The organism is Thauera sp. DNT-1 (assembly GCF_055393985.1).
Genome location: NZ_AP043752.1, coordinates 2,223,538 through 2,235,575, shown reverse-complemented (window position 1 = coordinate 2,235,575; position 12,038 = coordinate 2,223,538). Strand labels below are relative to the sequence as shown.

At 71.2% G+C, this 12,038-nt stretch carries 12 protein-coding genes; 8 read left to right on the top strand and 4 right to left on the bottom strand.

Going from position 1 to position 12,038, the window contains the following annotated elements; genetic code table 11:
* Position 1 precedes the first annotated feature (1 nt).
* The gene (locus ACZ5PP_RS10350) at positions 2-1,015 is read right to left on the bottom strand and encodes a CDP-6-deoxy-delta-3,4-glucoseen reductase (RefSeq protein WP_043745016.1); all 1,014 of its coding nucleotides are present in this window, start codon (positions 1,013-1,015) and stop codon (positions 2-4) included.
* Positions 1,016-1,036: 21 nt separating this feature from the next.
* Between ACZ5PP_RS10350 and ACZ5PP_RS10345 the strand changes: the two genes are divergently transcribed.
* The 6 genes from ACZ5PP_RS10345 to ACZ5PP_RS10320 all read left to right on the top strand — a co-directional run bounded on the left by ACZ5PP_RS10345 (position 1,037) and on the right by ACZ5PP_RS10320 (position 7,981).
* On the top strand, positions 1,037-1,912 hold the full coding sequence (locus ACZ5PP_RS10345; protein WP_043745019.1) for an SDR family oxidoreductase: 876 nt from the start codon (positions 1,037-1,039) through the stop codon (positions 1,910-1,912).
* 62 nt (positions 1,913-1,974) lie between these two features.
* The gene (locus ACZ5PP_RS10340; RefSeq protein WP_043745021.1) at positions 1,975-2,385 is read left to right on the top strand and encodes a CopD family protein; all 411 of its coding nucleotides are present in this window, start codon (positions 1,975-1,977) and stop codon (positions 2,383-2,385) included.
* Between the two features lie 2 nt (positions 2,386-2,387).
* Complete coding sequence (locus ACZ5PP_RS10335; protein WP_043745024.1) at positions 2,388-3,905, top strand: sigma-54-dependent transcriptional regulator; 1,518 nt, start codon at positions 2,388-2,390, stop codon at positions 3,903-3,905.
* A 64-nt stretch (positions 3,906-3,969) separates the two neighbouring features.
* Positions 3,970-6,051, top strand: a complete 2,082-nt coding sequence (locus ACZ5PP_RS10330; protein ID WP_273423978.1) for a sensor histidine kinase — start codon at positions 3,970-3,972, stop codon at positions 6,049-6,051.
* The gene (gene mobB, locus ACZ5PP_RS10325; protein ID WP_043745032.1) at positions 6,048-6,539 is read left to right on the top strand and encodes a molybdopterin-guanine dinucleotide biosynthesis protein B; all 492 of its coding nucleotides are present in this window, start codon (positions 6,048-6,050) and stop codon (positions 6,537-6,539) included. Before ACZ5PP_RS10330 ends, mobB begins: the two co-directional genes overlap by 4 nt.
* A 107-nt stretch (positions 6,540-6,646) precedes the next feature.
* Positions 6,647-7,981, top strand: coding sequence for an NAD(P)/FAD-dependent oxidoreductase (locus ACZ5PP_RS10320; protein ID WP_043745035.1), 1,335 nt, complete (start codon positions 6,647-6,649; stop codon positions 7,979-7,981).
* Positions 7,982-8,000: 19 nt separating this feature from the next.
* Here the strand turns inward: ACZ5PP_RS10320 and ACZ5PP_RS10315 are convergent, their stop codons facing one another.
* The 3 genes from ACZ5PP_RS10315 to ACZ5PP_RS10305 are packed head-to-tail and all read right to left on the bottom strand — an operon-like array spanning position 8,001 to position 10,426.
* Positions 8,001-8,924 (bottom strand): helix-turn-helix transcriptional regulator, encoded by a 924-nt coding sequence (locus ACZ5PP_RS10315; protein ID WP_040829653.1) that lies wholly within the window; start codon positions 8,922-8,924, stop codon positions 8,001-8,003.
* A complete protein-coding gene (gene mobA / locus ACZ5PP_RS10310; RefSeq protein WP_287478084.1) occupies positions 8,921-9,562 on the bottom strand; it encodes a molybdenum cofactor guanylyltransferase MobA in 642 nt (213 codons plus the stop codon). The genes ACZ5PP_RS10315 and mobA overlap by 4 nt, the downstream gene beginning before the upstream one ends.
* Before the next feature lie 36 nt (positions 9,563-9,598).
* On the bottom strand, positions 9,599-10,426 hold the full coding sequence (locus ACZ5PP_RS10305; protein ID WP_004327932.1) for a formate dehydrogenase accessory sulfurtransferase FdhD: 828 nt from the start codon (positions 10,424-10,426) through the stop codon (positions 9,599-9,601).
* A 396-nt stretch (positions 10,427-10,822) separates the two neighbouring features.
* Here ACZ5PP_RS10305 and ACZ5PP_RS10300 point away from each other — a divergent pair, with 396 nt between their 5' ends.
* Together ACZ5PP_RS10300 and ACZ5PP_RS10295 are read left to right on the top strand one after the other, a co-directional pair.
* The gene (locus ACZ5PP_RS10300; RefSeq protein ID WP_004327934.1) at positions 10,823-11,290 is read left to right on the top strand and encodes a DUF3305 domain-containing protein; all 468 of its coding nucleotides are present in this window, start codon (positions 10,823-10,825) and stop codon (positions 11,288-11,290) included.
* A complete protein-coding gene (locus ACZ5PP_RS10295; protein WP_464827031.1) occupies positions 11,287-11,916 on the top strand; it encodes a DUF3306 domain-containing protein in 630 nt (209 codons plus the stop codon). The genes ACZ5PP_RS10300 and ACZ5PP_RS10295 overlap by 4 nt, the downstream gene beginning before the upstream one ends.
* Positions 11,917-12,038 lie beyond the last annotated feature (122 nt).

The window sequence follows — 12,038 nt, the reverse complement described above, 5'->3', positions numbered from 1 at the left end:
GTCATCGGGCGGAGGGCTGGGCGAAGGTGAAGGCGTCGGCGAAGAACGCGTCCTCGGGCAGGCCGCGTTCGCTGTGAAAGCTGGCGCGTGCGGCATCGACCATCGCGGGGGCGCCGCAGACATAGACCTCGTGCGCGGAAAGGTCGGCGAAGTCTTCGAGTACCGCCTGGTGCACCAGGCCGCCGCGTCCCGCCCAGGCCTCGTCGGAGAGCACCGGGACGTAGCGCAGGCCGGGCAGCACCGCCTCCCAGGCGCGTGCGAGCGCGTCGAGATACAGCCCGTCGCGCCGGCGCGCACCCCAATACAGCGTGATCGGGCGCTGCAGGCCGAGCCGGATCGCGTGCTCGACGATGCCCTTGATCGGTGCGAAGCCGGTGCCGCCGGCCACCAGCACGATCGGACGCGCGGAGTCCTCGCGCAGGAAGAAGCTGCCCAGCGGCCCTTCGAAGCGCAGGATCTCCTTTTCCATCATGGTCTCGAAGACGTGGCCGGTGAAACGGCCGCCGTCGATGCGGCGCACATGCAGCTCGAGATGGCGGGCGTCGTGCGGGGCGTTGGCGATCGAGAAGCTGCGGCGCTGGCCGTCGGCGAGCAGGATGTCGATGTACTGGCCGGCGCGGAAGGCGAAGTTCTCGCTCGCGGGCAGCTTGAGCTCGATCCGCATCACGTCCTCGGCCAGGCGCTCGAGCTTCTGCACGCGGCAGGGCAGCTTCTTCACCTGGATGTCGCCGGCGCGCGTCACGCTGCGTGCCTGCACCATCACGTCGCCGAGCGGCTTCGCGCAGCAGAACAGCGCCAGACCCTCGGCGCGCTCGGCCTCGCTCAGTGCGCCGGGCGAGTGCTCGCCGTGCTCGACCTCGCCCTCGAGCACGCGACCCTTGCAGGCGCCGCAGGCGCCGTCGCGGCAGCCGTGCGGCAGCAGCAGGCCGGCGGCGAGCGCGGCCTCGAGCACGGTCTGGTCGTCGTCGGCCTCGAAGGAGTGGTTGCCGGGCTGGAGGGAAATCCGGTGGCTCATGGTGCGTGAGATAATCGAACGATGAAAAGGATACTGATCGTCGGCAGCGGCGACGTCGCCCGCCGCGCGCTGCCATGGCTGGTGCGTCGCTTTCGTGTCTTCGCGCTCGTCCGCCAGCCCGAGGCGGCCGCCGAACTGCGTGCGCTCGGCGCGGTGCCGGTCGCGGGCGACCTCGACGACCGCCGCAGCCTGCGCCGCCTGGCCGGCATCGCCGACGCGGTGCTGCACTTCGCGCCGCCGCCGCAGACGGGCGAGGGCGACCCGCGCATGGCGCGGCTGCTGGCCGCGCTGGTAGGTCGATCGAGTCTACCACAGGGGGTGGTATACATAAGCACGACAGGGGTTTACGGCGACTGCGCAGGTGTCCGGGTGGATGAGACGCGGCCGTGCCGGGCGCAGACCGCGCGCGGCCGCCGACGGGTGGATGCCGAGCGCCGCCTGCGCGCCTTCGGCCGCCGTAACCGGGTGCGGGTCGCCCTGCTGCGCGCGCCCGGCATCTACGCCGCCGACCGTCTGCCGCTCGAGCGCCTGCGTCGCGGCGATCCGGTGCTCGCCGCCGACGAGGATGTGCACACCAACCACATCCACGCCGAGGACCTCGCCCGCATCGCCTGCCTGGCGCTGTTCCGTGCCGGGCCGGGGCGGGCCTACAACGCCAGCGACGACTCCGGCCTGCGCATGGGCGAGTACTTCGACGCGGTCGCCGAGCGTTTCGGCCTGGCGCGCCCGCCACGCATGGCACGCGCCGAGATCGTCCGCCACCTGTCGCCGCTCGCGCTGTCCTTCATGAGCGAGTCGCGCCGCCTCGACAACCGCCGGCTGAAGCGGGAACTGCGCCTGCACCTGCGCTATCCGACGGTGGCCGACGGCTTGCGCGCCGCGACCGTTCCCGTCTGAACCGCGGCGCTTTGCCGCGCCGCGGGCGAACTTCCCCGATCGAACCTGGAGCCCTTTCCCGCATGCTGACCCTCAAGGCCTTTCACATCGTCTTCGTCGTGAGCTGGTTCGCAGGCCTGTTCTACCTGCCGCGCCTGTTCGTCAACCACGCCATGGTCGAGGACGCCGCCACCCGCGAGCGCCTGGCGATGATGGAGATGAAGCTCTACCGCTTCATGACGCCGCTCGGCATCCTCGCCGTGGGCCTCGGCCTGTGGCTGTGGTTCGGCTACGACTTCGCCGGCGGCTGGCTGCACGCCAAGACCCTGCTGGTGGTGTTCCTGATCGCCTACCACCTGTATTGCGGCCGCCTGATGCGCGCCTTCGCCGAGGGACGCAACACGCGCAGCCACGTGTGGTACCGCTATTTCAACGAGATCCCGGTGCTGGTGCTGTTCGTGGTGGTGTTCCTCGTGGTCTTGAAGCCCTTCTGAACATGGTCGCGAAACGGATCGGGGGCGGCGGGGACGACGTGCAGATGGCGCGCGGCGTGCGGGGCGACGAGGCGAAGGCGCTCGCGCAAGGCGGAGTCGGGCGCGCCGAGCCCGCGCGCCCGGTGGAGCTCGCCGACTACCAGTGGCCGGCGCACTCGGTGCTGGTGGTCGACGACGAGGAGGGCATGCGCAATTTCCTCGAGCGCACGCTCGCGCGCCGCTGCGGCATGGTGCAGTCGGCCGCCGATGCCGAGCACGCCGCGGTGCTGATGGCGCGTCTGCATTTCGACCTGCTGGTCCTCGACATCGCCCTGCCTGGCAAGTCGGGGATCGAGTGGCTGCACGAGCTGCGCGAGCATGGTTATGCCGGCGACGTGATCCTGATCACCGCCTTCGCCGACATGGAGACCGCGATCGACGCGCTGCGCGGCGGCGCCTCGGACTTCATCCTCAAGCCCTTCCGCGTCGACCAGATCCTCAACTCGATCAAGCGCTGCTTCGAGCGTGCCGGCCTGGCGCGCGAGAACTTCGTGCTGCGCCGCGAGCTCGCCGGCCTGGGCGCCGAGCCCACCGGGCTGATCGGCCACTCGCCCGCGATGGAGCAGCTGCGCGCGCTGGTGCGCCGCGTCGGGCAGATGCCGAGCACGGTGCTGCTGCTGGGCGAATCCGGTACCGGCAAGGAGGTGGTGGCGCGCGCGTTGCACCGGACCAGCCCGCGCGCGCAGCGTCCCTTCGTGCCGCTCAACTGCGCGGCGATCGCCTCCGAGCTGATCGAGAGCGAGCTCTTCGGCCACGTCAAGGGCGCCTTCACCGGCGCCACCGAGAACCGCAACGGCCTGTTCTACTACGCCCACGGCGGCACGCTCTTCCTCGACGAGATCAGCGAGCTGCCGCTGGCGATGCAGACCCGGCTGCTGCGGGTACTCGAGGAGCGCAAGCTGCGCCCGGTCGGTTCCGAGCGCGAGCTGCCGGTGGATGTACGCATCATCGCCGCCTCCAACCGCGACCTCGCCGCCGAGGTGCGCGCCGGACGCTTCCGCGAGGACCTCTACTACCGCCTCGCGGTGGTGGACATCGGCCTGCCGCCGCTGCGCGACCGTACCGAGGACATCCCCGAGCTGATGCGCCACTTCATGCAGCAGTTTTCCGTCCAGCTCGGCGTGCCGCCGCTGCCGCTCTCGCACGAGGTGGTGAGCCGGCTCGCCGGCTACACCTGGCCTGGCAACGTGCGCGAACTGCGCAACTACATCGAGCGTTCGCTGATTCTCGGCCACTTCCCGGCGCAGCCGAGCGCCGCACCGACCGCCGCACCGACCGCCCTGCCGACGCCGGCGGGCGAGCTGGAGGCGAGCCTGGCCGAGGTCGAGCGCCGCCACATCGAGCGTGTGACCGCCGCCTGCGAGGGCAACAAGACCGAGGCCGCGCGCCGGCTGGGCGTGTCGCGCAAGACCCTGGAGCGCAAGTTCGCCGAGTGGGCGCTCGAGGACGCCGCGGCCGCGCGTGCGGAGCGGCGGGCCTGAGCGTGGCGGGGGTCGGGGCGAGCAGGCTGCGCCGGATGGCGGGGCCCGGTGCGGGAGCGGGGCGATGAGGCTCGCCGAACGCCTGCGCGGCTCGGTACGCGCCAAGCTGCTCGCCCTCGTGCTCGCGCCGCTGATGCTGGGCTTCCCGCTGATCATGGGCGTGCTGTGGTACTGGGGCGAGGTCTACTACCACCGCCTGATGGTGTCGCGGGTCGCCAGCGACCTGGCGACCGCGCACGGTTACTTCGAGCGCGTGATCGACGGCGTCGGCAACGGCGTGCAGGGGCTCGCCGGCTCGCATGCGCTCGCGCAGACCCTGGCGCACGAGAGTCCGGAAGCGGTGGCCGCGCTGCTCGGTGCGCGCAAGGGCGGACTCGCGCTCGACTTCCTCAACCTGCTCGACGTCAATGGCCGCGTGCTGCATGCGTCGACCGCGCTGGCGGCGGGGAGCGCGCGTGGTGGATGGCCCGTCGTGCAGCAGGCGATCCGCGCCCGCGGCGGCAGCGTCGTCGAGCGCTTCGCACCCGCCGAGCTCGCGGCGATCGACGCCGGCATGCGTGAGCGTGCCCGCCTTGCCCTGGTGGCCACGGCGCGCGCGCGGCCGGATTCGCGCGGCGAGGAGGAGCGCGGCCTGGTGGTGCACGCGGCGGCCCCGGTGCTCGACGCCGCGGGCAACCTGGTCGCGGTGCTCGAAGGCGGCGTGCTGCTCAATGGCAACCTCGACTTCGTCGATACCCTCAACGCCATCGTCTACCGCGAGGGCAGCCTGCCCGAGGGCAGCGAGGGCACCGCCACGCTCTTCGTCGACGATGTGCGCATCGCCACCAACGTGCGCCTGTTCGAGGGCGCGCGCGCGCTCGGCACGCGCGCCTCGGACGAGGTCCGCACGCATGTGCTCGACCACGGGCGTACCTGGCTGGAGACCGCCTTCGTGGTCAACGACTGGTACGTGTCGGCTTACGAGCCGGTGGTGGACAGCCGTGGCGAACGCGTCGGCATGCTCTACGTCGGCTTCCTCGAGGCGCCCTTCCGCGCCGCCAAGCGCATGGCCCTGCTGGTGGTCGGCGCGCTCGCGCTGCTGGTCAGCGCCGCCGGCGCGCTGCTGACGCTGTATTGGGCGCGCGGCATCTTCCGCCCGATCGAGCGCATGCACGCCACCATCGGCCGCATCGACGCCGGCGACGAGCAGGCGCGCGTCGGCGACGTCGCCAGCCGCGACGAGCTCGGCCGCCTGGCTACCGCCTTCGACCACCTGCTCGACGACCAGGCCGCGCGCCGCTCCGAGCTGCAGGCGCTCAACGCCTCGCTCGACCGCAAGGTCGCCGAGCGCACCGCCGACCTCGCCGACGCCAACGCCGAGCTGCGCGCCGCACAGCACCGCCTGGTGATGAGCGAGAAGCTCGCCGCGATCGGCGAGCTCACCGCCGGCGTCGCGCACGAGATCAGCAATCCCACCGCGGTGATCCAGGGCAATCTCGACCTGCTGCGCGAGGAACTCGGCCCCGCGGCGCAGCCGGTGGCCAACGAGATCCGCCTGATCCACGAGCAGGTCGGGCGCATCCGCCTGATCGTCACCAAGCTGCTGCAGTTCGCCCGTCCGGGCGAGTTCGCCGGCTACGTCGAGGACGTCGACGTGAACGCCGCGCTCGCCGACTGCCTGGTGCTGACGCGCCAGCATCTGGCGCGCGCCGAGGTGAAGGTGGTGCAGCGCCTGGCCGCCACCGCGCGGGTGCAGATCAACCTGCAGGAGCTGCAGCAGGTGCTGATCAACCTCATCGTCAACGCCGTGCAGGCCATGCCGGCCGGCGGTACGCTGACGCTGGAGACGGTCGACCGCGACCCGCGGCAGGATGCGCGCGGCGTGCGCATCACGGTGCGCGACACCGGCGGCGGCATCCGTGCCGAGGACCTGGCGCGCATCTTCGATCCCTTCTTTACCACCAAGAAGCGCCAAGGCACCGGGCTGGGGCTGTCGATCAGCCACACCCTGGTCGAGCGCTACGGCGGCCGCATCGAGGTGGACAGCGCGCCCGGGCGGGGCGCGGCCTTCACGGTGAGCCTGCTCGCCGAGCCGGTGTATCGCAAGGACCCCGCGCCGCCGCCCGGCGGACGGGAGAACGGAACAGGACAAACGGAAGCGACATGAAAGTGATGGGTTTCGCCGGCTGGTCCGGCAGCGGCAAGACGACGCTGGTGGAGCAGGTGATCGCGGCGCTGAGCGCGCGCGGCCTGGTGGTGTCGCTGGTCAAGCACGCCCACCACAGCTTCGACATCGACCACGCCGGCAAGGACTCCTGGCGCCATCGCCAGGCCGGCTGCCGCGAGGTCATGGTGAGCTCGGACCAGCGCTGGTCGCTGACACGCGAGCTGCGCGGCGGGCCCGAGGCGACGCTCGACGAGCTGCTTGCCCACCTCGGACCGTGCGATCTGGTGTTGGTCGAGGGCTTCAAGCGCGCGGCGATCCCCAAGATCGAGGTGCATCGCCGGGGGCTCGCCGAGCCGCTGCTGTATCCGCACGATCCGCACATCGTCGCCATCGCGACCGACGCCGAGTTGCCCGCACCGCTGCCGCGGCTGGACCTCAACGACCCGGTGCAGGTGGCCGACTTCATCGCGGACCATCTGCACCTGTAGTGCGGGCGAGGTCGGTCCAGTCTGTTGCATCCATGCGAACGCCCGGTATGGCAGGGCGAATGCTCTGTTAGGATTCTCGAGATTAATTATTTTCTCGAGAGACGGTAATGAGGATCGAAAAGACCACGGCGGGGACGCCCCACCGCATCGTCATTGTCGGCGGGGGCGCCGGCGGACTGGAGCTGGCGACACGCCTGGGGCGCAAGTTCGGCCGCGGCGGGCGGGTCGAGGTCACCCTCGTCGACAGCAAGCGCACCCACGTGTGGAAGCCCAAGCTCCACGAGATCGCTGCCGGCAGCATGGACATCGGCGATCACGAGGTGCCCTACCTGGCGCAGGCGCACTGGCATGGCTTCCGCTTCCGCATCGGGCAGATGATCGGGCTCGACCGCAGCCGGCGCGAGATCCACGTCGCCCCCTTCGTCGATGAAGACGGCAAGGAGGTCACGCCCGCGCGTTCCTTCCCCTACGACACGCTGGTGATCGCGGTCGGCAGTCTCAGCAACGATTTCGGCACGCCGGGGGTGCGCGAGCATGCGCTCAAGCTCGAGACCGTCGCCGATGCGCGGCGTTTCCATGTGCGCATGGTCAATGCGTGCGTGCGCGCCCACGCCCAGCGTTCGCCGCTGCGCCCCGGGCAGTTGCATGTGGCGATCATCGGTGCCGGCGCTACCGGCGTCGAGCTTGCCGCCGAGTTGCACCACACCACGCGCGAGGTGGTGGCGTACGGGCTGGACCGCGTCGATGCCGAAAAGGACGTCCGGCTCACCCTGATCGAAGCCGCGCCGCGCGTGCTGCCGGCCTTGCCCGAGCGCCTGTCGCGATCGACCGAGCGCTTGCTGCGCAAGCTGGGTGTGGAAGTGAATACCGACGCACGCGTGGCCGAGGTGCTGCCCGATGGCGTGCGCCTGGCCGACGGTCGCGTCCTGCCCGCCGAGCTGGTGGTGTGGGCGGCCGGGGTGAAGGCGCCCGATTTCCTCACCCGGCTCGACGGGCTGGAGACCAATCGCATCAACCAGCTCGTGGTGCGGCAGACCCTGCAGAGTTCGGTAGACGACGACATCTTCGCGATGGGCGACTGCGCCGCCTGCCCGTGGCCGGAAAAGGACGGCTTCGTGCCCCCGCGCGCGCAGGCCGCGCACCAGCAGGCCTCGCATCTGTACACGCAGCTGCAGCGCCGCCTCGCCGGCAAGCCGGTGCAGGACTACCGCTACCGGGACTTCGGTTCGCTGGTGTCGCTGGGCGAGTTCAGCACGGTGGGCAACATGATGGGCGGGCTCGCCAGGGGCGACCTGTTCATCGAGGGCTGGTTCGCGCGCCTGATGTATGCCTCCTTGTACAAGATGCACGAACTGGCGCTGCACGGCTGGGTGAAGGTGACGCTCGACACCTTGGCGCGCATGATCACGCGCCGCACCGAGCCCCACGTCAAGCTGCACTGAGGCCGCGCGTGCCGCGCCCTCAGTCGAGGCCGAGCACGCGCCCGAGCGGGCCGAGGTCGTAGCCGCCGAGCCGGTGCGCCAGCGCCTGAGAGCGCGCGTCGCCGTGCGCGGCGAGCAGATCCTGGAAGAGGCGGCGGAACATCACGTCGCGCGGCAGCGCGAGGTCGAAGGCCTCCCAGCCCAAGGGCAGGAAGCCGAGGCCGAACTCGGTCGCTGCGGCGCGCGTGCCGGGCGCGCAGTCGGCGTCCTCGCGTGCGACCAGGGCCGCGGCCTCGCGCTCGCTGCGGGCGGTGGCGACCACGCTGCAGTCGGCCGCCGAGAAACCGCGGCTGGCGAGCACGGACTCGAGAAAGTGCGCCGAACCCGCGCCGGCCTGGCGCATCGCCCAGCGATAGTCGAAGGCGGCGAGCGTCTCGATGCCGTCGACCGCCAGGCCGCGGCGCAGGATCACGCCCTGCTCGCGCAGCGCCAGGCGCACCAGCGCCCAATGGCGATGCGGGGCGAAGCGGCGCAGCAGCATGGCGTGCTGCTGCAGGCTGTGCTCCACCCCGCCCCAGTGCAGCGCACACACGCTGGCGCGGCGGCGCGCGAGCAGCTCGAGCCCGGGCAGGGTGCCGGTGGGGCTGTAGGCGACGAAGGCATCGCCCCCCAGCACGGGAGCGAGCGCGCCCACCGTGGCGGCCAGCAGTGGGTCGTCGCTGCCGGTGATCAACAGCCGGTCGCTGAGTGCGCCGCCATGCGCCTGCTCGAGCAGCCACTCCTCGAGCAGTGCGCGCGGGAACAGCCACTTGCCGCCCACGCGGGCGGCGGGAATCTCGCGGCTGTTGGCGAGTTCGTAGAGCTTCTTCTCGTTGAGCTGCAGGAAGGCCGCGGCCTCGCGTGCGTTGAGGCAGGTCGCGGATGCCGCGTCGGTGCCTGCCGGCTGCGCGGGGCGCGCGCTCATCCGCGCGGCGCGCCCGCGGCGGCGGCGGGCAGGTCGCGGGCGGCCTCGGCCAGCTCGTCGCGGGTGTTGACGTTGCGGAAGGCGGCCTCCTCGTCGTCGAAGGCGACCTCGACCACCTTCAGGCTGCCGTACCAGCGGTCGATCTTGCGTCCGCCGGCGGCGAGGAAGGCACCGAGGTGATCGGCGAGATTGCGCCGGCACAGGCAGAACACCGGGTGCGGCTGCCCGAAGGTCTTGGCGACGGCGAGCTGGGCGTCGGCGGCGTGGAGTGCGGCGGCCAGGCGCTCGACCAGATCCGCGGGCAGGAACGGGGAGTCGCAGGGCGCGGTGACGACGAAGGGATGCTGCGCGCGCAGGAGCCCGGCATGGAGCCCGGCGAGCGGGCCGGCGAAGCCGCCGATGTCGTCGCCGAACACCGGATGGCCGAAGGCCTGCCAGGCCGGAAGGTTCTGGTTGGCGTTGATGAGCAGCGCGTCGACCTGGGGGGCGAGGCGCTCGAGCGCGTGTGCCGCCATCGGCCGCCCGGCGAGCTCGACCAGGCCCTTGTCCACACCGCCCATGCGGCTGCCCTGGCCGCCGGCGAGCAGGATCCCGGTGATGCGGCGGTCGGCGGGGCGGGGGGCTGGGGAGGGAGGCATGGTGGGAGCTCTTCGTGCGTGGGAGGGGGTGGCGCTTCAGTCGCGCTCGAAGCGGTCGGCGCCGGAGAACAGCAGGTAGTGCTTGCCCTGGGCGCGGCCGATCATGGTGAGGCCGATCTTCTGCGCGATCTGCCAGCCCATGTGGGTGAGGCCGGAGCGCGAGACGAGGAAGGGAATGCCCATCTGCGCGGTCTTGATCACCATCTCGGAGGTGAGCCGGCCGGTGGTGTAGAAGATCTTGTCGCTGCCATCGAGCCCGTCGAGCCACATCTGGCCGGCGATCGCGTCCACCGCGTTGTGGCGGCCGACGTCCTCGAAGAACATCAGGATCTCGCAGCCGCCGGGCGTGGCCCTGGCGAGCGCGCAGCCGTGCACCGCGCCGGCCTGCTTGTAGATGGACTCGTGGTGGCGCACGGCGTCCATCAGGGCGTAGAGGGTGGATTGCCGCAGCTGGCGATCGTGCGGCAGGCGGATCTGGTCGATCTCGTCCATGAGTCCGCCGAACACCGTGCCCTGGCCGCAGCCGGTCGTGACCGTGCGGCTGCCGAGCTTGCGCTCGGCGTCCTGCATGCCGGCGCGCGTGGTGATCGCGACCGCGTCGGTATCCCAGTCCACCTGCACCGCGGCGATCTCGTCCAGGCTGCGCACCAGGCGCTGGTTGCGCAGCCAGCCGATGGCGAGCGCCTCGGGGGCGGCGCCGAGCGTCATCAGGGTGACGATCTCGCGCTTGTCGACGTAGAGCGTGAGTGGATGCTCGCCGGCGATCGAGGTCGGCACCGTGTCGCCGCGTTCATCGACCGCGGGGATCTCGATGGTGAGTGGACGGCGGGCCTGGCTCAGCAGGGGACGGTGGGGAGGGGTCATCGGGGCGGGGCCGGGGATGCGCGAGCAGGCGATTGTAGCCGCAAGTCCGGCGAGGCATGGGCGGAGTCGCGGCTCCAATCCGGCCGTGCGGTCGCTGCGGTGATCCGCCCTCGGGACCACGGCGGCGCGCGCCGCCTGCACTCGCGGCCTCGCCCCGACACGGAATTCGCTACCGCGGATCGCGACTCACGTGGCGATTCCCGCACGCGCGGCGGTCGGACATCGTGGGAGCGACGCAAGTCGCGATTTCCGAAGGTGCGGCGGCCGCTTGGTGGGAGCGACGCGAGTCGCGATCGCGGCGCCTGAGGTCCGTGCCGCGGGTTTCCACGCTCGCGCACGGCGCGGCGGGCGCTTATGCTAAGAAAGACATGGACCTTCCTTTGCGGGTGCAGCAGGATGAAAGAATTCCCCATCGCGGTGATCATGGAGCGCCGCCGCCTGAACAACCCCTGGGTCGATGCCGCCTGGGAGGCGGTGGGGGTCGTGCCGGCCTTCGACGACGCCGCGCCGGCGCCACGGCGCATCGTCGACGAGCCCGAGCGCAGCCAGTGGCGCTGCGGGGGCTTCGCGCTCGAGCTCTTCCGCGACGAGGCGGAGAACTACTTCGCCAACCTCACCGCGCCCATCCCCAAGGTCTTCGTGCTGTGGCGCATGGACGGCGAGCTCGCCCGGCCGGCGACGGTTTCGGTGAGCTATGGCGAGGCCGCGCGCTGGCTGGACTCGGGCGAGCAGGTCGATGGCGTGGCGATGCCGCGCGAGATCGCCGACTGGGTGGGGGATTTCGTGAACACGCATTACCAGCCGGAGCCGAAGAAGAAGGTCAAGCGCAACGATCCGCTCGGGCTGGACCGGAGACGGACGTGAGCCGCGGCTTTCTCTCGCGCTGGTCGCGGCGCAAGCTCGCCGCGGTAGCGCAGGCCGAGGCTGCAGCGCAGCCGGCGGGCGCTCCGCCCGCGCCGCTGCGCACGCACGCAGCGGATCCGCTGCCGCGCGCGCCGGCCACACCGGATGCGGCGGCGGATGCGGCGGGGGGCGCCGAGGCGCAATTGCCGCCGGTCGAGAGCTTGTCGCTGTCCTCGGATTTCACCGCCTTCCTGAAGGAAGAGGTGGGCGAGGCGCTGCGTCGCAAGGCCTTGCAGAAACTGTTCTCCGACCCGCACTTCAATCGCATGGACGGGCTGGACATCTACATCGACGACTACTCGCAGCCCGACCCGATCCCGCCGGAGATCCTGGCGAAGCTCCAGCATGCGCGCGAATGGCTGATGGACGACGCGACGGCACAGCCCGCTCCCGAGGGGGCGACGGCGCTTGTCGACGCGGCGCCCGTCGACGGCGAGCGGGGACGGGGGACCACCGCGGAACCGGCCGCTGCGGTGGAGTGCGCGCCTGCGCAAGCTGCGACTGCTCCGGGTGGGCGATGCGTCGACGATCTGTCGGGCGCGGTGTCGTCGGAGCCGCCGCAAGAGTCGGGACAAAACGCACCCTGAGCGACAAATTGTCGTGCGTCGATTCCGGATATCGCCGAGGCATGGCTTTTCGGGGATTCCTGCGGTCTTCCCTGAGTCTCCGGCTGGCCTATGAACTGCTTTGCGTAAGGGAATCGATGGAA